Source organism: Caballeronia sp. SBC1 (assembly GCF_011493005.1).
Lineage (GTDB): Bacteria > Pseudomonadota > Gammaproteobacteria > Burkholderiales > Burkholderiaceae > Caballeronia.
This window is the reverse complement of the sequence record NZ_CP049156.1, coordinates 1,628,934-1,653,810: the sequence shown is the minus strand read 5'-3', so window position 1 is coordinate 1,653,810 and position 24,877 is coordinate 1,628,934. Positions and strand designations below refer to the sequence as shown.

Here is a 24,877-nt window from a genome sequence, read left to right as displayed (position 1 = left end):
GAGGAATTATCGGCGAAATGACGGGCGGCGGCGAGGCCGGAAAACAAAAAGGCGGGAACCGCTCGCGGTTCCCGCCTTTCTTTTACTGCAGCTTTACTTTTGCATCGACGCCAGGGCTAGGCCCGGCAGACGAAACACTTAAGCGTGTTCGCCCAGCACCGACACCGTCACGTCGACAAGCACGTCAGTGTGCAGTGCAACCTGGATGGCGTGATCGCCAACCAGCTTCAGCGGACCGTCGGCCAGACGCACTTGCGACTTTTCGACTTCGGCCAGGCCCTGCTTCTTCAGCGCTTCGGCGATGTCCGCGTTCGTCACCGAACCGAACAAACGACCGTCGACACCAGCCTTTTGCGAGATCTGAACGGTCGCGCCGCTCAGCTTTTCGCCCAGGGCCGTAGCGGCTGCCAGCTTTTCAGCGGCAACTTTTTCCAGGTCAGCGCGGCGCACTTCGAATTCCGCGATTGCGTCCTTCGTTGCACGGCGGGCTTTCTTGCCCGGGATCAGGAAGTTACGTGCGTAACCGTCCTTGACACGAACGATGTCGCCCAGGTTGCCCAGGTTGACGACTTTTTCCAAAAGAATGATTTGCATTTGGCTTTTTCCTTATTGCGTCGTCTGATTAGGCCTTGTGCAGGTCGGTGTACGGCAGCAGCGCGAGAAAACGAGCGCGCTTGATAGCCGTATCGAGCTGACGTTGGTAGTGAGCCTTCGTTCCTGTCAGACGAGCCGGCGTGATCTTGCCGTTCTCACCAACGAAGTCCTTCAGCGTTTCCGTGTCCTTGTAGTCGATAGACTCGACATTAGCCGCGGTGAAACGGCAGAACTTCTTGCGCTTGAAGAGCGGGTTTTGTTGCTGACGACGTTTGTCGAATTTCTTACCAGTCGGGCGGGGCATGTTCAGTCCTTTCCAATATCCTGCAATTCTGTGATGTGAAACACCAGGGTTCGCGCGTTGCGGCTTTTCTTCGCCATGAAGCCCGTGAAGAGCGTTTCTACGCCCATCGTGAGGCTTTCCAGCTTGCCGCTCGCAGCACCGGCCGCGACCGCCGGGAGAGTCAGTTCGATTTGCCGGGCAATGCCCGCTTCGACGACTTCCGTACGGTGATGCAACGTGCAACTCGCTATGGGGACGCCGGCGGGGGTGTACCGCACCGGTTCTCGCTCCACAACGCTTGCTGTCAGTTGCAGCCGGTTCACTTGATTCCTGGTGACGCGACGACTTCAAAAGTCGCCTTCTTGATTAGTTTGCCTGCGAGCTTGCGGCCGGAGCTGCATGAGCTTCAGTCGACGGCTGGCTGGCCGCCTTCTTGGCTTCTTCGCGGTGAACTTCCTTCATCATCGGCGACGGGCCGGTTTCGGCCTTCTTCAGCTTGACGATGAGGTGACGCAGCACAGCGTCGTTGAACTTGAACGCGTGTTCCAGTTCTTCGAGCGTTTCCTGGCTGCATTCAATGTTCATGCACACGTAGTGAGCCTTCGCAAGCTTCTCGATCATGTAAGCCAGCTGACGGCGGCCCCAGTCTTCGATGCGATGGATCGAACCACCGTGGCTTGTGATCGTGGTTTTGTACCGTTCGATCATGGCGGGCACTTGCTCGCTCTGATCCGGATGCACGATAAATACGATTTCGTAATGACGCATTGTTACTCCTTGAGGATATAAAGCCACCCGGGCGTCGGACCGGTGCGGCAAGAGAGAAGCCAGCGATTATAGCGAGATACGGCGGCCCACACAACTGATTTGCGCATTTCGCGTATTACTTCCGCTGTGTTTTCAATGGCTTAGCGCCTATGCGGGCCGCACAGACCGGGCGAGTCACCGTTCGCGCTTCCAATAGTCCGGCTGGGCGTAGATTTTCTTCAAATAATCAATGAAGTAGCGCACTTTCGCCGGCACGTAGCGCTGCTGCGGATAGACCGCGAGGATGTCGTAATCGGGCAGCGCGAACTCGTCCAGAACGGTTTCCAGTTCGCCCGTCGCCAGTTGACGCTGGATTTCCCAGGTCGAGCGCCACCCAAGCCCATGCCCTTCCGACACCCAGCGGTGCAGTAGTTCGCCGTCGTTGCAATCCAGGTTGCCCGAGACACGCACCGTCACGAGTTTGCCGTTGCGGCGGAAATACCAGCCGCGATTCTGCCCGCCCTGCAAATTGAACGCGAGGCAGTTATGGCGCGGCAGATCATCGAGCGATTTCGGCTTGCCGTGCTTCTTGAAATACGCTGGCGTGCCGCAAACCACCCGGCGGTTATCGGCAAGCTTCACGGCAACGAAGTTCTGATCGACCGCCCCGCCTATGCGGATCGACAGGTCGTAACCCTCGCGGATCAGGTCCGCTACGCGGTCGTTCAGGTTGAACGACATCTGTAACGCGGGTTTATCGACGAGAAAACCCGGCGCGTGAGGCGCCACGTGCATTCGTCCGAAGGCAGCCGGCGCCGAGACGATCAGGTGGCCGTCAACGGTGCGCTGGCCGTCGGCGAGTTCGTCTTCGGCCTGGTTCCAGTCCGCCAGCAGTCCACGGCAGCGCTCAAGGAACGCCGCGCCCTCCTCGCTTACCACTAGACGACGCGTAGAACGGTACATCAGCTTGACGCCAAGACGCTTCTCCAACGCATCAATACGCCGCCCCAAAATTACTGGCGACACACCCTCTTCCAGGGCCGCCGCAGCGAGACTCCCGGCCTCGGCGACCCTCACAAACGTCTCAATCTGCCTGTAGCGGTCCATATCAGCGCCTCCGTTCCATACTTTTTGTATTGGATAAAACGACTCTAGCTGATCTTATCAACACTCCGGCATACGCATAAAGTCCCATCAACGACATTGCGCAACGGCGCAATGCAGCAGAAAACTATGGAAGGAGACAGTCATGACAAAAATGCGAGCAGTCGACGCAGCCGTTCTCGTGCTGGAAAAAGAAGGCATCGAAATGGCGTTCGGCGTTCCCGGCGCGGCGATCAACCCGTTCTACTCCGCCCTGCAACGGGCCGGCAGCATCGGCCACGTGCTGGCGCGCCACGTGGAAGGCGCGTCGCATATGGCCGAAGGTTATACGCGGGCGGCGCCGGGCAATATCGGCGTATGTATTGGCACGTCGGGACCGGCGGGAACGGACATGATCACCGGCTTGTATTCCGCTCAGGCCGATTCCATCCCCATTCTCGCGATCACCGGCCAGGCGCCGCGTGCGCGTCTGTATAAAGAAGACTTCCAGGCCGTCGATATTGAATCGATCGCCAAGCCGGTGACCAAGTGGGCCGTCACCGTGCGTGAACCGGCACTCGTGCCGCGCGTGTTCCAGCAGGCATTCCATCTGATGCGCTCGGGCCGTCCGGGTCCGGTGCTGGTTGATCTGCCGATTGACGTGCAGCTCGCGGAAATCGAATTCGATATTGACACGTACGAGCCCCTGCCCGTCTACAAGCCAAAAGCAACGCGCGCTCAAGTCGAGAAGGCGCTGGCGATGCTGACAGCGTCCGAGCGGCCGTTGATCGTTTCCGGCGGCGGCGTGCTGAACGCGGCGGCTGAAGATCTGCTGGTCGAGTTCGCAGAAATCCTGAACGTGCCCGTGATCCCCACGCTGATGAGCTGGGGCGCGATCCCCGACGACCATCCGCTGATGGCTGGCATGTGCGGTTTGCAAACGGCGCACCGGTACGGCAACGCTTCGATGCTCGCGTCCGACTTCGTATTGGGTATCGGCAATCGCTGGGCTAACCGTCACACGGGTAGCGTCGAGGTTTACACGAAGGGCCGTACATTTGTGCACGTCGACATTGAACCGACGCAGATTGGCCGCGTGTTCGGCCCCGATCTCGGCATTGTCTCCGACGCCAAATTCGCGCTCGAATTGTTCGTTGAAGTGGCGCGTGAATGGAAGGCCGCGGGCAAGCTGAAGGATCGCGGCACGTGGGTCGGCGAGTGCCAGGAACGCAAGCGCACGATGCATCGCAAGACGCACTTCGACAACGTGCCGATGAAACCGCAACGCGTCTACGAAGAGATGAACAAGGTCTTCGGCCGCGATACCTGCTACGTCTCGACGATCGGTCTTTCGCAAATCGCTGGCGCGCAGTTCCTGCACGTGTACAAGGCGCGCAACTGGATCAATTGCGGTCAGGCCGGCCCGCTCGGCTGGACCATTCCGGCGGCACTCGGTGTTCGCGCAGCGGACCCGCAACGGCCGATCGTCGCGCTCTCGGGCGATTACGACTTCCAGTTCATGATCGAAGAGCTCGCCGTTGGCGCGCAATTCCGGTTGCCGTACATCCACGTGGTCGTGAATAACTCGTACCTTGGCCTGATCCGTCAGGCGCAACGCGGCTTCGATATGGACTACTGCGTCCAGCTCGCCTTCGAGAACATCAACGCGCCCGATCTGAACGGTTATGGCGTCGATCACGTCGCAGTGGCCGAAGGACTTGGCTGCAAGGCAGTGCGCGTCTTCAATCCGGAAGACCTCGCTCCCGCGCTTCGCAAGGCCCAGGGAATGCTCGCGGAATTCGGCGTGCCGATCATCGTTGAAGTGATCCTCGAGCGCGTGACGAACATCGCGATGGGCACGGAGATCGATGCGATCAACGAATTCGAACCGCTCGCCGAAAGCGAGCAGGACGCGCCGACGGCCATTGCGCATAACGCCTGAGAGAGAACAGAAACCATGCCGAAATTTGCCGCAAACCTGACCATGCTGTTCAACGAAGTGCCGTTCCTCGACCGCTTTGCAGCGGCGTCCGATGCGGGCTTCGAAGCGGTCGAGTTCCTGTTCCCGTATCCGTACTCGGCGGCCGACCTGCGTCAACGTCTCGACGCCAACAATCTCCAGCTCGTGCTGCATAACTTGCCGGCCGGGAATTGGGAAGGCGGAGAGCGTGGCATCGCGTGCCTGCCGGATCGAAAGGAAGAGTTTCGTGCGGGCGTATCGCGGGCGATCGAGTACGCGAAGGCGCTGAACGTTGCACAACTGAACTGTCTCGTCGGCATTCCGCCGGCCTCGGTGAGCCGTGAGGAAGCGCGGGCGACCATCGTCGAAAATTTGAAGTTTGCGGCCGCGGCATTGAAGAAAGAAGGCATCAGGCTGCTGGTCGAGCCGTGCAATCACTTCGATATCCCCGGCTTCGCGCTGAACCGGTCGCAGGAAGGACTAGATGTGATTCGCGACGTAGGGTCGGACAACCTGTTCCTGCAATACGACATCTATCACATGCAGCGCATGGAAGGCGAACTGGCTGCCACGATCAAGCGCAATCTGCCCGTGATTGCGCATATTCAGCTCGCCGACAACCCCGGCCGCAACGAACCGGGCACGGGCGAGATCAACTATCCGTTCCTGTTCTCGCTGCTGGACTCACTCGGCTACGACGGCTGGATCGGCTGCGAGTACAAACCGCGCAGCACGACTGCGGACGGCCTTGGCTGGCTGCAGGAAATCGCTGGCTGGAAGACTGCGCGAGCAGTGGCATAACTGGAGGAGACACACGCAATGGCAACAATCGGTTTTATCGGCCTTGGCATCATGGGCGCGCACATGGCGCGCAATTTGAAGAAAGCTGGCCATTCGCTAGTGCTGAACGGCGCGTATCCCGTGCCGGACGACCTGCGCTCTCTGGGCAAATTGGTCGACAGCTCGACCGACGTCGCGCGAGCTAGCGAAATCGTCATCATCATGGTGCCGGACACGCCCGACGTCGCGAACGTCCTTTTCGCCGAGGACGGTGTTGCGGCGGGTCTGGAGAAAGGTCAGCTTGTTATTGACATGAGCTCCATCTCGCCGATCGAAACGCAAGCGTTCGCGAAGAAGATCAACGCGCTCGGTTGCGACTATCTCGATGCGCCGGTGTCAGGCGGCGAAGTCGGCGCGCGTGAAGCGTCACTGACGATTATGGTCGGCGGCCCGGAAGCGGCGTTCGAACGCGCAGAACCGCTCTTCGATGCCATGGGCAAGAACGTGACGCTGATCGGCGATAACGGCGCGGGACAAACGTGCAAGGTCGCGAACCAGATCATTGTGGCGCTGAACATTGAAGCGGTGGCCGAAGCGTTGCTGTTCGCTTCAAAGTCCGGTGCGGATCCCGAGCGCGTGCGGCGTGCGTTGATGGGTGGCTTTGCGGCATCGCGGATATTGGAAGTTCACGGCGAGCGCATGACCAAGCGTACGTTCAATCCGGGTTTCAGGATCGAATTGCATCAGAAGGATCTGAACCTCGCGCTGGAAAGTGCAAAGAAGCTGGGCCTTGCTCTGCCGCACACGGCGAGCGCGCAACAGTTGTTCAGCGTATGCGTGGCGAACGGCGGACGCGAGTGGGATCACTCGGGAATGGTAAAGGCGCTGGAACTGATGTCGAATCATCAGGTTGCCGAATGAACTGCTTGAAAACCGGCTGACGAGCAGGCGTAGCCAATGACGTACGCATACGCCCGGCCGGTTGCAGAAAGTGCAATAAAGCAGGGTCCGTCAAGCGGCGCCCGGTGATGACGTGGAAGCCTTGGTCGGTCAGACGTCATTGCCGGGTGTCCGCCTTGCCGGATCTTTTTTTGCTTTGTCTCTTTGTTTACTTATTCGCTCAAAAAATACCCATCGACACAGTTTGACAATTCCATCGGTGAAATCGGAGAACTATCGCTTAGTTCTGGAGACTAAATGGCTCGGCTCTATCAGGCCGATCTATCCGGTTATTACAGGAGTTGCAACATGGGTATTCTCAGTTTCATCAAGGACGCAGGCGAGAAGTTGTTCGGCGCTGTTTCGACCACAGCTAAAGCAGCGCCCGCCGGCGCCACTCCCCCCGTTGATGTCGCCGCGCTTAACAAGACGGCAGGCGACGCAATCGCGGCGTATATCCGCGCGCAAGGCTTGAACGCCGACAACCTGCAAGTCAGCTTCGACGGCGCGTCGCATACGGTCACGGTGAGCGGCCAGGCTGCCGATCAGGCGACGAAGGAAAAGATCCTCGTGGCAGCGGGTAACGTGCAGCATGTGGACAAGGTCGACGATCAACTGACCGTACCGACCCCCACACCCGTTTCGCAATTTCATACGGTGGTTTCGGGCGACAATCTCTGGAAGATCGCCACCCAATACTACGGCAACGGCGCGAAGAACGACGTGATCTTCGAAGCCAACAAACCGATGCTCAAAAGCCCGGACAAGATCTACCCGGGACAGGTTCTGCGGATTCCCGCGCTGGCTTGATGACAGAATGAATGCTTGAATAAAAACGCGACTCGAGGGTCGCGTTTTTTGTTGTGCGGGTTTCACAAGGCTTGACAATGTACGGCAGGATCGACCGACGGACAGGTTTCCCAATACACTGATCGGCCACATCTCACGCCGAGACCGCGCGGCTTCTGATGCCCAACGATCGATGTCCCAAGGAGGCCACATGAACGGTCCTGATCCAGACACCAAACATCCCATGGAGGGATTCCCGCAAGTCTGTTTCATCAAGAACACCGTGCGCAATCCGAACATTGTGATTGGTGACTACACGTACTACGACGATCCTGAAGACTCGGAGAATTTCGAACGCAACGTTCTGTATCACTTCCCGTTCATTGGCGACAAACTGGTGATCGGAAAATTCTGTGCGATTGCAAAAGGTGCCCAGTTCATGATGAACGGGGCGAATCACAAGCTCTCGGGAATATCCACTTATCCGTTTCAGATATTCGGCAATGGCTGGGAGAAGGTCATGCCCGCAATGAGCGACCTGCCCTACAAGGGCGACACCGTCATCGGCAACGACGTTTGGATCGGCTACGACGCGCTCATCATGCCGGGCGTCAAGGTTGGCGACGGCGCGATTGTGTCGTCGCGATCGGTCGTCGTCAGCAATGTTCCCGCCTATACGATCGTGGGAGGCAACCCGGCAAAACCGCTCAAGGAACGGTTCGCGCCCAATGTCGTTGCGAGACTCCAGGCGCTGGCCTGGTGGGATTGGCCCATCAAATCGATTACCCGGCATCTCGAACATATTGTGTCAGGCGATGTCGAGCGTTTGAGCGACTGCGCGAAAGAAGGCTGATTTTGGCCTGCCCGCATCACGGCGTACGGGAGCGCGCGCATCTGTATCCTGGTTGTTCTGATCGATCGACAACCGACGCGTGGCTCCCAGCAAACGACCTGCGCTGGCTCTATTGGGCTGCGTGAACGGGCTCTATGATTTCCTTCACCTCTCCACACGCCAGGAAAACCACGCCCATGACATCGACACCCCCGATTGAGATCAGATCCGTGGCCGTTGGCGACTTCGATGCGTGGTTGGCGTTATGGCGCGGTTATCAGGCGTTCTACAAGACCGATATTCCCATGGACACGACCCTGCGCACTTGGGCGCGCATGCTCGATCCCGCGGAGCCGGTATTCGGCGCACTGGCGGCAATGGATGGCCGTGTGGTCGGCATGGTGCACTGGATCATGCACCGGTCGTGCTGGACTGCAGGCGATTATTGTTATCTGCAGGACTTGTACGTTGAACCGGATATTCGCGGAGCCGGGATTGGACGCAAGCTCATCGAGCATGTGTATGCCAAGGCTGAGGAAGCACAATGCTCACGCGTCTGGTGGCTGACGCACGAAACCAACACCGACGCGATGCTGTTATATGACCGCATCGCAGATCGGTCGGGGTTTGTGCAGTATCGGAAGATGCTGGCGTGAACTTCTGCAACGCCAACGCCGGAGGTCCGGCGTTGCTCCACAATCAGTATGTATCGAACACGCGTTGCAAATCTGCCGGCGCAGTGCCTGCCGACAACGCCAGCATCAGCAGCACACGCGCCTTGTACGGGTTCAAGGCGCCTGCCGTGAGCGAGCCGAGTGCATCGTCGGGCGCAGCACCGTTGCGCATCACATGCCCCGCTCCTACCCGCGACGACCGCACCACCGCCACGCCTTGTTTCACGGCATCGGCGACGGCTTGTTGCAGCGTCGAATGAATCGAGCCGTTGCCCGTCCCTGCAATCACGAGCCCTTTGACACCGGCGGCAACGAATGCATCGATAGCCGCTCGCGACGCCCCCGCGTAACTCGTGACGATCTCGACCGCGGGCAGTTCAGCGGACATCTGGAATGGACTGTGCAGCGTGTGCGGCCTGACCACTGAACGCTGGAATTCCACCTGCCCGTCCTGCACCCAGCCGAGCGCGCCGCCTTCCGGCGAACGGAAGGCATCGACGGCGTAGGTGCTCGTCTTGGTCACGTCGCGGGCGCAGTGGATCTGGTTGTTGAACGCGACCAGCACGCCCTGCTTCCACGATGCCCGGCTTGCCGCCACCGTTACCGCGTTCAGGAGATTCAGGGGGCCATCGGCGGATAAAGCCGTGGCCGGCCGCATGGCCGCTGTGAGCACCACGGGCTTTTCGCTTTTAACGGTCAGATGCAGCAGGTACGCGGTTTCCTCGAGCGTATCGGTGCCGTGCGTGATGACAATGCCGTCGATATCGTCCTGCGCCAGCAACGCATTCACCCGCGCGCAGAGCGTGGCCCATAGCGCCGGAGCCATGTCCTTGCTGTCGATGCTCGCTACTTGCTCGGCCTGAATCTGCGCGACTTGCGCGAGCGAAGGCACGGCACCGAGCAGTTTATCGACGCCGACCACGCCGGCCTTGTAACCCGAGGTTTTCGCGGCATCGCCGGCCTCGCCCGCGATGGTCCCGCCGGTGGCCAGCACCGCGATCCGCGGCAATGAAATGTGTGAGGAGGTCATGGCCGTCATTGTAGCGGAGCGGCGGCTGGCTGATTCTCAAGCCTTCTTTCAAGCCTTCTTTCAAGCCTTCTTTCAAGCCTTCGTTCAAGCCTTCTTTTCAGGCCCTACGCGGCTTCCCGCAATTGCGCCGCGATCTGCGCTTCATCGAGTTGCGGCGCGAACATTTCGATCAACCTGTACGCATATGCTCGCAGGAACGCGCCCTTCCTCAAACCCACGCGCGTGGTGCTGGCTTCGAACAGATGCTGCGTGTCGAGCGCGACGAGTTCGGTATCGCGTTTTTCGTCGAAGGCCATTGCCGCCACAATGCCGATGCCCATGCCCAGTTCCACATACGTCTTGATGACGTCGGCGTCGATAGCGGTCAGCACCACGTCCGGCAGCGCGCCCGCTTTCGCAAACGCCTGGTCAACATGCGAGCGGCCGGTGAAATCGTGGTCATACGTGACGATCGGATATTCGGCGATCTCGTCGAGCGTGATGTTCTGGCGGCCGACCAGCGGATGCCCCTTCGGCACAACCACCGTGTGATGCCACGAATAGCACGGGAACGTGACGATATCCGGATACCGGTCAAGCGCTTCCGTCGAAATGCCGATGTCCGCCTCGCCATTGATGATCATCTGCGCGATCTGTTGCGGACTGCCCTGACGCAGCGCGAGATGGACCTTCGGGAATACCTCGGTGAACTGGCGGATCACTTTAGGCAACGCGTAACGCGCCTGCGTGTGAGTGGTCGCCACCACCAAATGGCCGTTGTCCTGATCGGCGAACTGGCGGGCGACGCGGCGCAGATTCTCGGCATCGAGCAGCATGCGCTCGATTACCTGATGCACCTCTTTACCCGGCTCGGTCAAGCCCGTGAGACGCTTGCCGCGCCGGATGAAGATATCGACGCCGAGTTCGTCCTCGAGATCCTTGATCTGCTTCGACACACCCGATTGCGACGTGTAAAGCACGTTCGCGACCTCGGTCAGATTCATGTTCTGCCGGACGGCTTCGCGTACGAAACGCAATTGCTGGAAGTTCATGTCAGCCTCTCTTTTTCAGTATGCTTGATTCAACAGGCTCAATGCGCCGGGAACACGCGCAGAACACGCGGCACGGCGGTCACGCCATCGCCGATATTCAGATTCAATCCACGCCAGGTTTCGCGATCCAGTTCCGCTTCCAGCACGTTGCCTTCAGCGCCTTCCAGATCCACACGCACCGAACCGCCCAGCGTCACGACACGGCGGACATCGACTACGATGCCATCGCGATGACCGGTAGCGATTGGGAACAGCGTCAGGTCGTGCGGCCGTACGTAAGCGAACGCCGGACCCGCGAAATTCGCAACGGTCGCAATCGGCTGCGCGGCGCCCTGCGCCACAAAACCGTTCGCATCCACGCTGCCCTTGAGCCGGTTCGCCGCGCCGAGAAACTCGTACACAAACGACGTCTGCGGATGATCATAGACGTCTTGCGGACTGCCCACCTGCTCCACATGCCCACGATTGAGCACGACGATCCGGTCCGCGACTTCAAGCGCCTCTTCCTGATCGTGCGTGACGAAAATAGTCGATATATGCAGGTCGTCGTGCAACCGCCGCAGCCAGCTACGGAGTTCCTTGCGGACCTTGGCATCGAGTGCGCCGAACGGCTCGTCGAGCAGCAGCACCTTCGGTTCCACGGCCAGCGCCCGGGCCAGCGCGATCCGTTGCCGCTGTCCGCCTGAAAGCTCCGATGGAAACCGTTGCGCCAGCCAGTCGAGCTGCACGAGTTTCAGCAATTCATGCACTTTCTCGCGGATCACGGATTCCGACGGCCGCTCCTTGCGCGGTTTCACGCGCAGGCCGAACGCCACGTTCTCGAACACGGTCATGTGGCGGAACAGCGCGTAATGCTGGAACACGAAGCCGACCTGCCGTTCCCGCGCGCCCACGGCCGCCACGTCCTCGCCGTTCAGCACGACCGAACCGGCGTCCGCGTATTCCAGCCCCGCGATCACGCGCAGCAGCGTGGTCTTGCCACAGCCCGACGGCCCGAGCAGCGCGACGAGCTCGCCCGACGGGAAGTCGAGCGAGACGTTATCCAGCGCGACGAAATCGCCGAAGCGCTTCTGCAAATTGCGAACGATGATGCTCATGGTGATTTTCGCCTTCTAGTTCTGGATTGACGCGACCGGCAAATCGATGGGCCGCGCCTGCACTGCTTCGACCGATTGCGACATGCGGCGCTCGGCAAGCAGCTTCAGGGCGAGCGTGACCAGCGCGAGCAGCGCAAGCAGCGACGCCACGGCGAATGCCGCCGAAAAGTTGTATTCGTTGTAGAGAATTTCTACATGCAGCGGCATGGTGTCGGTTTGTCCGCGAATATGGCCCGATACGACCGATACCGCGCCGAACTCGCCCATCGCCCGCGCGTTGCAGAGAATCACGCCGTACAGCAAACCCCATTTCACGTTCGGCAGCGTCACACGGCGGAAGATCTGCCAGCCCGAAGCGCCGAGTACGTGCGCGGCTTCTTCTTCGTCGTTGCCTTGCGCCTGCATCAGTGGGATCAGTTCGCGTGCGACGAACGGGAATGTGACGAAAATGGTGGCGAGCACAATGCCGGGAACCGCGAAGATGATCTGCACATCGTGGTCGATGAGCCAAGGACCGAACCAGCCTTGCGCACCGAACATCAGCACATAGATCAGGCCCGAGACGACCGGTGACACCGAGAATGGCAAATCAATGAGCGTCGTGAGGAAGGCCTTGCCGCGGAATTCGAACTTCGCGATAGACCAGGACGCCGTCAGGCCGAAAACCACGTTCAGCGGCACAGCGATAGCAGCGACGATCAGCGTGAGCTTGATGGCGGACCACGCGTCGGGGTCTTTCAGTGAATCGAAGTAATAGTCCACGCCCTTCGCGAACGCTTGTGCAAACACGGCAACGAGCGGCACGACGAGAAACAGCGCCAGGAAAATCAGCGCGACGGCTGTCAGGATCCAGCGCACGGCACGGGGTTCGGTAACCGGATCAAGCCTGTGCTCAGTCACGCGGGCTGTGGTGTCATTCACAGTTTTCTGGTTGACGGTGCTCATGCTTTCGCCCCGTCGATATGCAATGCACTGGCCGAAGCGGGCGCAGGACCTGCTCCACCGCGACTCGTGCGACGTTGCAGGAACCATTGCAGCGTGTTGATCAGCAGCAGCATCAGGAACGAAACGCACAGCATCACCACGGCGATCGCGGTCGCCCCGGCGTAGTCGTACTGTTCAAGCTTCGTAATGATCAGTAGCGACGTGATTTCGGACTTCATCGGCACATTGCCCGCGATGAAAATCACCGACCCGTATTCGCCCAGTGCACGCGCGAACGCGAGCGCGAACCCGGTCAAAATCGCGGGAAACAGCGACGGCAGCACCACGCGGCGAAACGTCAGCCAGCGCGTGGCGCCAAGGCACGCGGCCGCTTCTTCCTGCTCGCGCTCGAAATCTTCCAGCACGGGCTGCACGGTGCGCACCACGAATGGCAAGCCGATAAACGTCAGCGCCACGAGCACGCCCAACGGCGTGAACGCCACCTTGATCCCGAGCGGCGCGAGAAACTGGCCGATCCAGCCATTCGGCGCATACACTGCGGCAAGCGCAATGCCGGCAACGGAAGTCGGCAACGCGAACGGCAGATCGACGACAGCATCTACCACCCGTTTGAACGGGAACGTGTAGCGCACGAGCACCCACGCCACAAGGAAACCGAATACGGCGTTGATCAGCGCACCACCGAGGGCAGCTGTAAACGTCAGCCGATACGACGCCAGCACGCGCGGCGCCGTGACCGCGCGCACGAATGTCGCCCAGTCAAGCGTGGCGGTCTTGGCAAAGGTCGCCGCAAGCGGAATCAGCACCACGAGGCTCAAATACGCCACCGTGATCCCAAGCGTCAGGCCGAAGCCCGGCAGTGCGCTGGGCTTACGGAAAGTGAAGGTCGTCATGCGTGAATCATCCAGTTCCGCCGCGCCGCGGGGACGGCGCTTCGGGGTCGAGCTTCGGGTTGATTTCAAGGCCGTCTGTGCGGCCGTAGTGTTGTTCGTTGCTTCTTCTTTACGACTACAGCACCGCGAGCGCAAAAGCGCCGGCGATGCTGCCTTTCGAGCCGCTATGCTTACTGCGGCTGATAGATCGAATCGAACACGCCGCCATCGGCGAAATGCGTTTTTTGCGCCTTGGTCCAGCCACCAAACGAGTCGTCGATGGTGTAAAGCTTGATCTTCGGGAACTGCTTCGTCAGCGCGGCAGGAACTGCCGTGGAACGCGGCCGATAGAAATTGCGCGCCGCGATCTCCTGGCCTTCCTCGCTATACAGATACTTGAGGTACGCCTCAGCCAGCTTGCGCGTACCGTGACGATCCACGACCTTGTCGACGACCGCCACCGGCGGCTCGGCCAGGATGCTCACCGACGGCACCACAATCTCGAACTTGTCCGAGCCAAATTCCTTCAACGACAGGAACGCCTCGTTTTCCCAGGCGATCAACACGTCGCCCTGTCCGCGTTGTACGAAACTGGTGGTGGCGCCCCGTGCGCCCGAATCCAGCACGCCGGCGTTCTTATAGAGCTTCGTCACGAAGTCCTTCGCGGTCGTTGCATTGCCGCCAGGCAGATGTTCTGCATACGCCCACGCCGCGAGGTAATTCCAGCGCGCGCCGCCCGAGGTCTTCGGATTCGGCGTCACGATAGACACGCCCGGCTTGAGCAGATCCGGCCAGTCCTTGATCTGCTTCGGGTTGCCTTTGCGCACAAGAAACACGATGGTCGATGTGTACGGCGATGCGTTGTCCGGCAAGCGCTTCTGCCAGTCCGGGGCAACCAGCCCCTTGGTTGCGAGCGCATCGATGTCGTAAGCAAGCGCCAGCGTCACTACGTCAGCCTGCAACCCGTCGAGGACCGAGCGCGCCTGACCGCCCGAACCGCCGTGCGATTGTTTGAACGTGACGGTTTCACCGGTTTCAGCCTTCCATTTCTTGCCGAAAGCCTGATTGAATTCCTGGTACAACTCACGCGTCGGGTCGTAGGACACATTGAGGAACGACGTGTCGGCGTGCGCTTGCGAAATCGTTCCCGCGATCATCCCAGTCGCCGACGCTGCCCCGATCACCGCCGTGGCAAACACCTTCCTTGCACGTGCACTCCACCCCGAATTCCGACTCAGCATTGCCCCGTTCCCCGTCTTATGTGTTTGAGCAGCCGAGTCTATCGACGAGCTTTCATTATTAAAAATAATTGTTATTCATTCTTTTAGATCAAAAAGTGCTAATGAAGGCTGGAAGCGGCGTTGCGGCCATCAAACTGCCGTTGCAGCACCGTTTTGTGGTCTGTGTGTGGTTCTGACGACGTCGAACTTAAAGTAAAGCTTGAAAAGCGCCGAATACTGTATAAAACTACAGGCATCTGTTCATCCATACAGTGGACGACCGGCCATACAAGGGGCAAAAGCACGTGACCAAAATGAGCAAACTGACTGCGCGGCAGCAAGAGGTTTTCGAACTGATCCAGCGCGCGATCGAACGCACGGGGTTTCCGCCCACGCGCGCCGAGATTGCAGCCGAACTTGGTTTTAGCTCCGCTAATTCCGCCGAAGAGCATCTTCGGGCGCTGGCGCGTAAAGGGGTGATCGAATTGGCCGCGGGTTCATCGCGCGGCATTCGCTTGCTGACCAACGGCGGCCTTGACGACGGGCCTCATCAGTTCACGTTGCCGCACGCCAGCATCATGCAGTTGTCCTTGCCGCTGGTCGGGCGCGTGGCAGCCGGTAGCCCGATCCTCGCGCAGGAACACATCTCCCAGCATTACGCTTGCGACCCGGCACTGTTCTCCAGCAAACCGGACTATCTGTTGAAAGTGCGCGGTCTTTCCATGCGCGACGCAGGCATCTTCGACGGTGATTTGCTTGCGGTGCAGAAGAAAAACGAGGCAAAGGACGGGCAGATTGTCGTGGCGCGACTCGGCGACGACGTAACGGTTAAACGCTGGAAGCGTCGTCCAGACGGTGTCGAACTGATCGCTGAAAATCCTGATTACGAGAACATCTTCGTGGCCTCAGGCAGCGACGACTTTGCGCTGGAAGGTATTGCAGTCGGGTTGATTCGTTCCGGCGAGCTTTGATTTCTGATTTGATCTTGTTTGCTGATTTCTGATTTGCAGCGCGGCGGTGAATGTTCCGGGTATTTTCCGGGTGTTCCCAGTGTTCCCGCTTCCAGCCGCGCTGTGCTTGAATTCCGGCCCTATAAAGCGTGACGGACATCGCATTCGCGATGAACCGGCGCGCGTCCTATTGTTATCGATCATCGGTTATCGGAGAAACATCATGGAACGATTCGCCCGGCTGTTTTCTACTTCTTTTTTATCCGCATCGTTCGCGCCGACGGCACGTGCGCCACTGTCGTTCCGGCAATTCCGCGAGTTCGGCCGTTTGCGGCATCTGCGCTCGCTGATCTCCTGCAAGACATCGAAGCCCGTTGACACCCCCGATCTCTTCGACGAACTGCCCGTTCTACCCTCGCGGCAGCCGGCGTTCGCCCGGGTATCGCTGAGCGCGTCGGTGCATACGCAGGCCGAGCAACGTGCGCCGGTGCGGGTTTATCGCGGCGAGTCGCGGGTCATCATGGTCGGCAATATTGAAGCGGTATCGCGCATGATCGACCGCTGTATCGACGAGGAGCGGGCAGGCGTTGAAGGCGGATTGCTCGCCTGATTTTAAGAAGCAATGATATTTACAGGGATAACGCGGGGATAATTCTGGCGCCGTTGCGGTCCATCTAGGGGTTGAGTCGTCTCCAGTCTCTGCTCTTGCATTCGAGCCGCATCCACTTCATCAGCCAAAAGGCCCCTTAGCGTATGTCCCGTACCAGCAAGTCCGTTGTTATTACGTTGTTGGTTGTGGCCGTCGTGGCCGTACTCGGTGTGATTTATGCGTCGCCGTATATCGCGCTAGACCGGTTGAAACGCGCCGCCGACGCACGCGACGCCGAAACCGTGAATCAGTACGTCGACTTTCCGTTGCTGCGTGAAAGTCTGAAGGACCAGGTCGGCCAGTTGCTGACCCGCAAGATCGACATACAGAAGAGCGGTAATCCGTTGGCGATGATCGGCGCCATGATTGGCGCGGCGCTAATCGGCCCGCTGGTCGATTCGTATGCAACGCCCGACGGCGTGGCCGCTATTCTCAATGGCATACCGCCAAGGGGCGATCCAGGCGAGAAACCGCCAGTCCCGTCCGAGTCGAGCGGCGCGGTTGTCGGTGCTCCGGGAGCCCCACAGGCGCCCCAACCCGCCGCGCCCGCCCAACCGGCACCTGCCGTCGCTTCGCCGTCCGCACCAAAATCGCCGCCGCAAACCACGGCGGGGTATCGAAGTTTCGATACTTTCGCGGTGAACTACCAGCATGGAGCCGGCGATGCACGCTATTCAGCCATTCTCCGGCGCTACGGGTTGTTTTCGTGGAAACTGGTCGCAGTGGAGTTGAACGACGACTAGGCGAGCCGTCAGCTTTCTTGCAGCAACGGGACTGTCCGTCCAGCTGCTGCTGTCTGCCCACCACTATCTGCCGATTGCCGGCTTGCTAGCTGAAAGCGGCACCGGTTTAGCCGCCTGCCGCTCTCAGCAGGCCCGTGGCCACATCAGACATTCGCCTCGGCTTTCGCGGGTTTCGCCGCATGCGCGGCATCCTCCTGCTCGGCAGATGTGCCCGTCGGCGACACCGCCACCAGAATGCTGCAAGACACCCGATCCATGAGCGGCGTGTTGCCCGAGCCCATCCACCAGCGTGCAAGGCCCGTGCGGCACCGATGTCCCACCACTACCAAATCCACTTGCAAGCTCTGAGCGAGCCCGGCAATTTCATCGATCGGATGGCCGAACGCAAAGTGGCCCTGCGCTGGCACGCCCCGCTCGGTCAGCCATTCCACGCCTTCGCGCAGGATGTCCCGGGCGGCGTCTTCGAAACGGCCGCACGCCATATCGGTGAGAAGGCCGGCGCTTTGGGCGATGCTGGAACGCATGTCGACAACGGCAAGCACATGCGTTTCGGCTTTCAGGTCGAGCGCGAGATTCGCGCCGTCACGTAACGCCTTACGCCCTTCGCGGGATCCGTCGTAACACAACAGGATTTTTCGGTAGCTCGCCATGGTGGTTCTCCGCGCTGCACAACGGCAGCAAAGGGCATCGAAAAAACGGTCGTCAAATGTTGCAGATTCTGCCCCGTGGGCCAGGTGGGCGACAAAAACCCGGGCCGCGTTGCCTTCATCATGGTGCGTCGCTGAAACGGTGGCAACGATGGAAAACGCTAATGCGGCCCGGTTGCTCGCGAAACGCCAAGCGGACACCGTGCCAGGAACGTGAATCCCTTGATGGGCGGACTTTTCAGCCGTTGATGCGAGCGTTGCAAAAGTGCCCGGCGACCGCGAAATAACCCGCGTGCGCGCCCGCAGTGCAGCGTGCGAGGCGGGACGCGCCTCGTTGGTGCAATCGATTAAACTAGTTAGCTTGTCTTCAGGCCCAACTTCAGACCCGGCTTCAAACCCATTCTCCGACCCAACACCTGAGTTTGCGCATGTCAGATGCAGCAGTGTTACCCAGCGATGCAACCCGCACGACGGCCGCGCCGCTAAATCCGGCGATCGAGTTTATCGACGTCGAAAAGCATTACGGTGACAAGACGGTCGTCAATGGCCTGTCTTTTCACGTCCAACCCGGCGAGTGTTTCGGCCTGCTTGGTCCCAACGGGGCGGGCAAGACGACCACGCTCAAGATGCTGCTCGGCCTGACCGCGCCGGATGCGGGCACTATCTGTCTCGTCGACGAACCGATCCCCTCGCGCGCCCGTTACGCCCGGCGCCGCGTGGGCGTGGTGCCGCAATTCGACAACCTCGATCCTGACTTCACCGTCCGCGAAAACCTGCTCGTGTTCGGCCGGTATTTCGGCATGAGCGGCAGCGAGATTGAAGCCGTGGTGCCGTCGCTGCTCGAATTCGCGCGGCTGGAGAGCAAGGCGAACGCGCGGGTCGGCGAGTTATCGGGAGGAATGAAGCGGCGGCTGACGCTGGCGCGCGCACTGGTCAACGATCCCGACGTACTGGTCATGGACGAGCCGACCACCGGCCTCGATCCGCAAGCGCGGCATTTGATCTGGGAACGACTGCGCTCGCTGCTCGCACGCGGCAAGACAATCCTGCTCACCACGCATTTCATGGAGGAAGCCGAACGACTTTGCGACCGGCTGTGCGTGATCGAGGAAGGCCGCAAGGTGGCCGAAGGCAAACCCGACGACCTCATCCAGCGGGTCATCGGCTGCGACGTGATCGAGATCTATGGTCCCGATCCGCAAGCCCTTCGCGAAGAACTGCTGCCGTTCGTTAGTCGCATGGAGATCAGCGGCGAGACGCTGTTTTGTTACGTCGATGACCCCGCGCCCGTGCATCAGCGAGTAAAGGGACGGCCCGGCGTGCGTTATCTGCACCGGCCGGCCAATCTTGAAGATGTGTTTTTGCGCCTGACCGGGCGCGAGATGGTGGACTGATCGATGTCGAGCGAACCGAATGTGAACACCGCTGAATCGTCTGTGCCCGCTGCGTCGCCGCCGCGTGTAACCCGCACGGTGCGCAAGCCTCAGCGCGAGCCGTTCCTGAGCGCGATGCCCGCCAACGCATCGAACTGGATGTCAGTCTGGCGGCGAAATTATCTCGTCTGGAAAAAGCTCGCGATTGCGTCGATGTTCGGCAATCTCGCCGATCCGATGATCTATCTGTTCGGCCTCGGTCTCGGGCTTGGCCTAATGGTCGGCCACGTGGACGGCGTTTCGTACGTCGCGTTTCTTGCAGCGGGTACGGTGGCGTCGAGCGTGATGATGTCGGCGAGTTTCGAGTCCATGTACTCCGGCTTCTCGCGCATGCATGTGCAGCGCACGTGGGAAGCGATCATGCATACGCCGCTCACGTTGGGCGACATCGTGCTCGCAGAAATTGTGTGGGCGGCAAGCAAGTCGGTGCTGTCGGGCGTTGCGATCATGCTGGTGGCCGGCGTGCTCGGCTACGCGAGTTTTCCGACAATGCTCTATGCGTTGCCCGTGATCGTGCTGACCGGTTTGGCGTTTTCGAGCACGGCGATGATTGTGACCGCGGTGGCGCCGAGTTACGACTTCTTCATGTTCTACCAGACGCTCGCGCTCACGCCTATGTTGCTGCTGTCCGGCGTGTTTTTCCCGCTCACGCAGTTGCCAGCGGTTGCGCAAAACGTCTCGCTGTTGTTGCCGTTGTCGCACGCAGTCGCGCTGATCCGGCCCGCGATGCTCGACCGGCCGGCAGAACATGTCGTGCTGCATGTGGCCGTATTAGCGGCCTATGCCATCGTGCCGTTTTTTATCTGCGCAGTGCTGTTCCGTCGACGGATGATGCGTTGAGTGAATGACTGGGATACAGGACCGCTCAAAGCCATTGTGGTCAAAAAAATCCCGTTCCAACGCGAGTTGAAACGGGATTTTTTGCGTCATTCAATCCGCTTGCCGCAAACGCAAGCGCAGCGAAAAACTCAGCTCACTTCAGTCCTGGACTGAACTCCTTGTGGCCGCCAAACCCGAACCGCATTGCCGATAGCATCCGGTCGGCGAACGAATTCTCTTCGCGCGACCGGAACCGCGCATACAGCGCCGCCGACAAGACTTGCGCCGGCACCGCCTCCTCGAGCGCCGCCTCGATAGTCCAGCGCCCTTCGCCGCTATCGGCCACTTCGGCGGAGTACTTATCGAGCGTGCTGTTACCGGCCAGCGCACCCGCGGTCAGATCGAGCAACCACGACGACACCACGCTGCCGCGCCGCCACACCTCAGCAACGTCTGCAATATCGAGATCGTAGCGTTGCGCCTCGGGCAGATCCGCCGACGACTTGTGCTTCAGGATGTCGAACCCCTCCGCATACGCCTGCATCAGGCCGTACTCGATCCCGTTATGGACCATCTTCACGAAGTGACCCGCCCCCACCGGCCCCACGTGCATATAGCCGTTTTCCACGCGCGCATCGCGGCCTTCGCGATTCGGCGTGGCGGGAATATCGCCGCGTCCGGGAGCAAGCACCGACAGAATCGGATCGTGCCGCTGCACCACGTCCTTCTCCCCGCCGATCATCATGCAATAGCCGCGCTCCAATCCCCACACGCCGCCCGACGTGCCAACATCGACGAAATGGATGCCCTTCTCTTTCAGCTTCGCCGCGTGGACGATGTCGTCCTTGTAGAAGCTGTTGCCGCCGTCGATGATCGTGTCGCCCGCTTCCAGGATCTCGTAGAGATCGTTCAGCGTGTCTTCGGTGATCTTGCCTGCCGGCAGCATCAACCAGACCGAGCGCGGCGCGGCAAGCTTCTGCACGAGATCGCCCAGATCGCTCGATCCGGTCGCGCCGTCGGCCACGACCGCCTGCGTCGCTTCAGGCGCATGGTCGTACACCACGCACGTCTGCCCACCGCGCATCAACCGGCGTGCAATGTTCGCGCCCATACGGCCTAATCCCACGATTCCGATCTGCATGATGGCTTACTCCTTATGGCTGGTTTTGACGCGTTCGATCTGCTTTTTCGCTTCGTCGTAGACGTGTTCCGGCGTGAAGCCGAATTTTTTCTTCAGGTCGGAGAGCGGCGCCGACGCCCCGAACGTATGCATCACGATCTGCGAACCGAGACGGCCGACATAGCGATCCCAGCCGAGCGAACCTGCCTGCTCCACGCACACGCGCGCGTCGACATCCGGCGGAAACACGGACTCCTTGTAGTCATTGTCCTGCCGTTCGAACAGATCCCATGACGGCATGGAGACGACCCGCGCCGCGATCCCTTCGCTCTTGAGCTTTTCGTAGGTGTCGACGCACACAGACACTTCGCTGCCCGTCGCCATCAGGATGACTTCCGGCTTCTTGCCGCCTTCAGCGTCGGCGAGAATGTACGCGCCCTTGTGAACACCCTTCGCCGAAGCATATTTCGACCGGTCGAAAGTCGGCAGCGGCTGGCGCGACACCACAATGCACGCCGGACGTTGTGGCTCGGCCAGCGCGGCACGCCACGATTCGGCAACTTCGTTCGCGTCGCCCGGACGATACAGGCTGAGTCCCGGCACGCCGCGCAACGACGCAAGTTGTTCGATCGGCTGATGCGTCGGACCGTCTTCGCCCACGCCAATGGAATCGTGCGTGAACACGTAGATCACCGGCACTTCCATGATGGACGAAAGCCGGATGGGCGGCTTCATGTAGTCGCTGAAAATCAGGAACGTGGAACCGTAGGGCCGCAAATTCGACAACGCGATACCGTTGCAAATTGCGCCCATCACGTGCTCGCGAATGCCGAAGTGCAGGTTGCGGCCGGCATAGTTGTCGTACTCGAAACTGCCCGCGCCTTCGAACTTCATATCGGTTTTTGTCGATGGCGACAAATCCGCCGAACCGCCGATCATCCATGGGAAACGCTTCGCAATGGCGTTCAACACCTTGCCCGACGATTCCCGCGACGCCATGCCCTTCGCATCGGCGTCGAACGTGGGGATGTCCGCGTCCCAGCCTTCCGGCAGCTCATGCGCTTCGATCTGAGCGAACTCTTTCGCCAGGTCCGGATACTTCTTCGCGTAGTCGTCGAAACTCTTTTGCCACGCAACGCGCGCCGCCTTGCCTCGTGCGCCGATGCCCTCGTTGAAGTGCTCATACACGCCATCCGGCACGAGGAAACTCGAGTCCTCCGGCCAGCCGTAGAACTTCTTCGCGAGCTTGATTTCGTCTACGCCCAGCGGCTCGCCATGTGCCGCGGAGGTGTCCTGCTTATGCGGCGCGCCCCAGCCGATAATGCTCTTCACCACGATCAGCGTAGGCCCGTCGGTGTTGGCCTTCGCCTGATTCAGCGCGGCTTCGAGCGCGGCGCCGTCGTTGGCGTCGTCAACGTGGAGCGTGTTCCAGTGATAACCCTTGAAGCGCGTTTCCACGTCGTCGCTGTAAGCCAGGTCCGTGTGGCCTTCAATGGTGACGCGGTTGCTGTCGTAGATCCAGGTCAGATTCGACAACTTCAGGTGCCCCGCCATGGACGCGGCTTCGTGCGAGATGCCTTCCATCATGTCGCCGTCGCCGCACAGCGCATACACGTGATAGTCGAAAATCTGCGCATCCGGCTTGTTGAAACGCGACTCGTACCAGCGCCCGGCCATTGCCATGCCAACGCTATTTCCCAGCCCCTGCCCGAGCGGACCCGTCGTGGTTTCAACACCCGATGTCATGCGGTATTCAGGGTGACCCGGGGTATTGCTATCCAGTTGCCGAAAGTGCTTGATGTCATCCAGCGACACGGCCGGACCATCCGTTGGCTTACCGGCGTGATCGACAGCTTTCACGCCGGTCAGGTGCAGCAGCGAATACAGCAGCATCGACGCATGGCCGACCGACAGCACGAAGCGGTCGCGATTCGGCCACAGCGGCTCGGTCGGGTCATAGCGCAGGTGGTTTTGCCACAGGTGAAAGCCGACCGGTGCGAGCGCCATCGGTGTACCCGGGTGACCGGAATTGGCTTTTTGCACGGCGTCCATGGACAGCGTGCGGATGGTGTTGATGGCGAGGGTGTCGAGATCGGAAGAGGACTTCGAGGGGGTTTGTGGCATGAGCGACGACTCCTTTTGCGTAGGGCGCGCTGAGGCACGAGAGGCACCACAGCGGGCAACCGGGACCTTCGAGCAAGTGTAGTGCCATGACAGCTGGCGCGTCACCAAAGAACAGCGAAGCGCGCGCCAACCAAGCGCGGCGCGGCTTATGACAGACGATTACGACATCAACCGAGACAACAACTTTACGCTTGAAACCATGCAAAAACGAACGCAATGGGTAAAAAATCGTGGCCGTTTTCAGTCAGCGTAACCATAGCGTATGACACTTTTCAGCGAAACGATCAGGGAGCGGGATTCGGCTGGGCTTCATGAAGCGCATCGATTTCGGCCAGGATCTCATCGGACAATTTCACGTCCAGGCTGCCGATGTTCTCGTGCAATTGCGCGAGCGTCGTCGCACCGATCAGCGTGCTGGTGGTGAACGGCCGGCTGTTCACGAACGCCAGCGCGAGTTGTGCCGGGCTCAGGCCGTGACGTCGCGCGAGTTCCACGTAGCCGCTGACGGCCTTGACCGTGTGCGGCTTGCTGTAGCGTGCAAATCGCTCGAACAGCGTAATGCGTGCGCCCGCCGGACGCGCGCCCGCCTCATACTTGCCGGATAGCCAGCCGAATGCCAGCGGCGAATACGCCAGCAGGCCAACGTCTTCCTTGTGCGTGAACTCCGAGAGCCCGGTTTCGAACGTCCGGTTCACCAGGCTGTAGGGATTCTGGATGCTCACGATTCGCGGCAGGCCGAGTTTATCGGCGGCCTGGAGGAACTGCGCGACACCCCAGGGCGTCTCGTTCGATACCCCGACGTAGCGGATCTTGCCCGCCTTCACGAGATCACTGAGCACCGTCAGCGTCTCTTCAATAGGCACCGTATATTCGTCCTTGATCCACGGATAGTTCGTGCGTCCGAACGTCATCGTGCTGCGGTCGGGCCAGTGGAGCTGGTACAAATCGACGTAATCCGTCTGCAGCCGTGCGAGGCTGGTATTGACGGCTTCGGTCAGGTTCTGACGGTCGAACTGGTTGCCTGCGCCGCGAATGTGCCGCGGATTGTGCGGCTGACGTGCCGGTCCCGCGATCTTGGTGGCGAGCACGACCTTGGCGCGAGCGCCCGGGTTCGCTGCCAGCCACGTGCCGATGTACGCCTCCGTGCGCCCTTGCGTCTCGGGGCGCGGCGGCACCGGGTACATCTCGGCGGCGTCGATCAGGTTGATGCCGGAATCAAGAGCGGCGTTGAGTTGCGCGTGCGCATCGGCTTCCGTGTTCTGCTCGCCCCAGGTCATTGTGCCCAGTCCGATCAGGCTGACGTTGACATCCGTTCCACCGAGTTTCCGATACTCCATCGCTTGCTTCCCCATGTTCGTGTTCAGGTTTTAAAGGCGCTAGCCGAGTGCCGAAGCTACCATAGCCCCGGCCATGCTGCATCGATGCCCATCGCCACAGCGCCTTCCCATCCCGGTAAGCTAACGGCATGCGGCGTAGTTGCCTTTCATTAGCTTTTCAATCGCCGCCTTCATTCAAG

Annotated in this window: 26 protein-coding genes; 11 read left to right on the top strand and 15 right to left on the bottom strand. The window is 60.1% G+C overall.

Translation table 11 applies throughout. From position 1 onward, the window contains the following. Nucleotides 1-138 precede the first annotated feature (138 nt). From rplI to SBC1_RS07315, 5 genes are all read right to left on the bottom strand, one after another. Nucleotides 139-594, bottom strand: a complete 456-nt coding sequence (gene rplI / locus SBC1_RS07335; protein ID WP_165089684.1) for a 50S ribosomal protein L9 — start codon at nucleotides 592-594, stop codon at nucleotides 139-141. Between the two features lie 28 nt (nucleotides 595-622). Beyond that, on the bottom strand, nucleotides 623-898 hold the full coding sequence (gene rpsR / locus SBC1_RS07330) for a 30S ribosomal protein S18 (protein WP_158935384.1): 276 nt from the start codon (nucleotides 896-898) through the stop codon (nucleotides 623-625). Nucleotides 899-900: 2 nt separating this feature from the next. Then, complete coding sequence (priB, locus tag SBC1_RS07325) at nucleotides 901-1,200, bottom strand: primosomal replication protein N (protein WP_165089679.1); 300 nt, start codon at nucleotides 1,198-1,200, stop codon at nucleotides 901-903. A gap of 43 nt (nucleotides 1,201-1,243) precedes the next feature. Further along, the gene (rpsF, locus tag SBC1_RS07320) at nucleotides 1,244-1,645 is read right to left on the bottom strand and encodes a 30S ribosomal protein S6 (protein WP_165089673.1); all 402 of its coding nucleotides are present in this window, start codon (nucleotides 1,643-1,645) and stop codon (nucleotides 1,244-1,246) included. Nucleotides 1,646-1,819: 174 nt separating this feature from the next. Then, a complete protein-coding gene (locus SBC1_RS07315) occupies nucleotides 1,820-2,731 on the bottom strand; it encodes a LysR family transcriptional regulator (protein WP_165089666.1) in 912 nt (303 codons plus the stop codon). A gap of 142 nt (nucleotides 2,732-2,873) precedes the next feature. Between SBC1_RS07315 and gcl the strand changes: the two genes are divergently transcribed. From gcl to SBC1_RS07285, 6 genes are all read left to right on the top strand, one after another. Continuing rightward, nucleotides 2,874-4,649 carry a glyoxylate carboligase gene (gcl, locus tag SBC1_RS07310; protein ID WP_165089663.1) on the top strand — a complete coding sequence of 592 codons (1,776 nt, stop codon included), beginning with the start codon at nucleotides 2,874-2,876 and terminating at the stop codon, nucleotides 4,647-4,649. 15 nt (nucleotides 4,650-4,664) lie between these two features. Then, entirely contained in the window at nucleotides 4,665-5,468 is an 804-nt protein-coding gene (gene hyi, locus SBC1_RS07305; RefSeq protein WP_165089660.1) for a hydroxypyruvate isomerase, read from the top strand. Between the two features lie 18 nt (nucleotides 5,469-5,486). Next, a complete protein-coding gene (locus SBC1_RS07300) occupies nucleotides 5,487-6,368 on the top strand; it encodes a 2-hydroxy-3-oxopropionate reductase (protein WP_165089656.1) in 882 nt (293 codons plus the stop codon). A 327-nt stretch (nucleotides 6,369-6,695) separates the two neighbouring features. Further along, a complete protein-coding gene (lysM, locus tag SBC1_RS07295; RefSeq protein WP_165093111.1) occupies nucleotides 6,696-7,196 on the top strand; it encodes a peptidoglycan-binding protein LysM in 501 nt (166 codons plus the stop codon). Between the two features lie 190 nt (nucleotides 7,197-7,386). Further along, nucleotides 7,387-8,028, top strand: coding sequence for a Vat family streptogramin A O-acetyltransferase (locus SBC1_RS07290; RefSeq protein ID WP_165089651.1), 642 nt, complete (start codon nucleotides 7,387-7,389; stop codon nucleotides 8,026-8,028). Nucleotides 8,029-8,204: 176 nt separating this feature from the next. Beyond that, on the top strand, nucleotides 8,205-8,663 hold the full coding sequence (locus SBC1_RS07285; protein WP_165089648.1) for a GNAT family N-acetyltransferase: 459 nt from the start codon (nucleotides 8,205-8,207) through the stop codon (nucleotides 8,661-8,663). Between the two features lie 43 nt (nucleotides 8,664-8,706). On the opposite strand, the gene SBC1_RS07280 is transcribed toward SBC1_RS07285, so the two are convergent. The 6 genes from SBC1_RS07280 to SBC1_RS07255 form a co-directional block, all read right to left on the bottom strand. Then, complete coding sequence (locus tag SBC1_RS07280) at nucleotides 8,707-9,711, bottom strand: asparaginase (RefSeq protein ID WP_165089642.1); 1,005 nt, start codon at nucleotides 9,709-9,711, stop codon at nucleotides 8,707-8,709. 104 nt (nucleotides 9,712-9,815) lie between these two features. Continuing rightward, entirely contained in the window at nucleotides 9,816-10,742 is a 927-nt protein-coding gene (locus SBC1_RS07275) for a CysB family HTH-type transcriptional regulator (RefSeq protein WP_165089637.1), read from the bottom strand. Between the two features lie 38 nt (nucleotides 10,743-10,780). Then, nucleotides 10,781-11,839, bottom strand: coding sequence for a sulfate/molybdate ABC transporter ATP-binding protein (locus SBC1_RS07270; RefSeq protein WP_165089634.1), 1,059 nt, complete (start codon nucleotides 11,837-11,839; stop codon nucleotides 10,781-10,783). Between the two features lie 15 nt (nucleotides 11,840-11,854). Next, nucleotides 11,855-12,784 (bottom strand): sulfate ABC transporter permease subunit CysW, encoded by a 930-nt coding sequence (gene cysW, locus SBC1_RS07265; RefSeq protein ID WP_165089629.1) that lies wholly within the window; start codon nucleotides 12,782-12,784, stop codon nucleotides 11,855-11,857. Beyond that, nucleotides 12,781-13,677, bottom strand: coding sequence for a sulfate ABC transporter permease subunit CysT (gene cysT / locus SBC1_RS07260; RefSeq protein ID WP_165089624.1), 897 nt, complete (start codon nucleotides 13,675-13,677; stop codon nucleotides 12,781-12,783). The genes cysW and cysT overlap by 4 nt, the downstream gene beginning before the upstream one ends. A 170-nt stretch (nucleotides 13,678-13,847) precedes the next feature. Continuing rightward, nucleotides 13,848-14,897 (bottom strand): sulfate ABC transporter substrate-binding protein, encoded by a 1,050-nt coding sequence (locus tag SBC1_RS07255; RefSeq protein WP_165089620.1) that lies wholly within the window; start codon nucleotides 14,895-14,897, stop codon nucleotides 13,848-13,850. A 293-nt stretch (nucleotides 14,898-15,190) separates the two neighbouring features. Here SBC1_RS07255 and lexA point away from each other — a divergent pair, with 293 nt between their 5' ends. The 3 genes from lexA to SBC1_RS07240 all read left to right on the top strand — a co-directional run bounded on the left by lexA (nucleotide 15,191) and on the right by SBC1_RS07240 (nucleotide 17,218). Further along, the gene (gene lexA, locus SBC1_RS07250; RefSeq protein ID WP_165089616.1) at nucleotides 15,191-15,847 is read left to right on the top strand and encodes a transcriptional repressor LexA; all 657 of its coding nucleotides are present in this window, start codon (nucleotides 15,191-15,193) and stop codon (nucleotides 15,845-15,847) included. Nucleotides 15,848-16,049: 202 nt separating this feature from the next. Next, nucleotides 16,050-16,436, top strand: coding sequence for a hypothetical protein (locus SBC1_RS07245; protein WP_241202044.1), 387 nt, complete (start codon nucleotides 16,050-16,052; stop codon nucleotides 16,434-16,436). 143 nt (nucleotides 16,437-16,579) lie between these two features. After that, a complete protein-coding gene (locus tag SBC1_RS07240; protein ID WP_165089612.1) occupies nucleotides 16,580-17,218 on the top strand; it encodes a DUF2939 domain-containing protein in 639 nt (212 codons plus the stop codon). Nucleotides 17,219-17,361: 143 nt separating this feature from the next. Here SBC1_RS07240 and SBC1_RS07235 read toward each other — a convergent pair whose 3' ends face one another. Next, nucleotides 17,362-17,868, bottom strand: a complete 507-nt coding sequence (locus tag SBC1_RS07235; protein ID WP_165089609.1) for a universal stress protein — start codon at nucleotides 17,866-17,868, stop codon at nucleotides 17,362-17,364. Nucleotides 17,869-18,293: 425 nt separating this feature from the next. Here SBC1_RS07235 and nodI point away from each other — a divergent pair, with 425 nt between their 5' ends. Beyond that, nucleotides 18,294-19,259, top strand: coding sequence for a nodulation factor ABC transporter ATP-binding protein NodI (gene nodI, locus SBC1_RS07230; protein ID WP_165089604.1), 966 nt, complete (start codon nucleotides 18,294-18,296; stop codon nucleotides 19,257-19,259). A gap of 78 nt (nucleotides 19,260-19,337) precedes the next feature. Further along, nucleotides 19,338-20,138 (top strand): ABC transporter permease, encoded by an 801-nt coding sequence (locus tag SBC1_RS07225; RefSeq protein WP_370469615.1) that lies wholly within the window; start codon nucleotides 19,338-19,340, stop codon nucleotides 20,136-20,138. Between the two features lie 133 nt (nucleotides 20,139-20,271). Here the strand turns inward: SBC1_RS07225 and gnd are convergent, their stop codons facing one another. From gnd to SBC1_RS07210, 3 genes are all read right to left on the bottom strand, one after another. Further along, on the bottom strand, nucleotides 20,272-21,258 hold the full coding sequence (gene gnd, locus SBC1_RS07220; protein WP_165089598.1) for a phosphogluconate dehydrogenase (NAD(+)-dependent, decarboxylating): 987 nt from the start codon (nucleotides 21,256-21,258) through the stop codon (nucleotides 20,272-20,274). Between the two features lie 6 nt (nucleotides 21,259-21,264). Next, nucleotides 21,265-23,361: a transketolase gene (tkt, locus tag SBC1_RS07215; protein WP_165089595.1), complete on the bottom strand. Its 2,097-nt coding sequence runs from the start codon at nucleotides 23,359-23,361 to the stop codon at nucleotides 21,265-21,267. A gap of 284 nt (nucleotides 23,362-23,645) precedes the next feature. Further along, on the bottom strand, nucleotides 23,646-24,698 hold the full coding sequence (locus SBC1_RS07210) for an NADP(H)-dependent aldo-keto reductase (protein ID WP_165093109.1): 1,053 nt from the start codon (nucleotides 24,696-24,698) through the stop codon (nucleotides 23,646-23,648). Nucleotides 24,699-24,877: the final 179 nt, after the last annotated feature.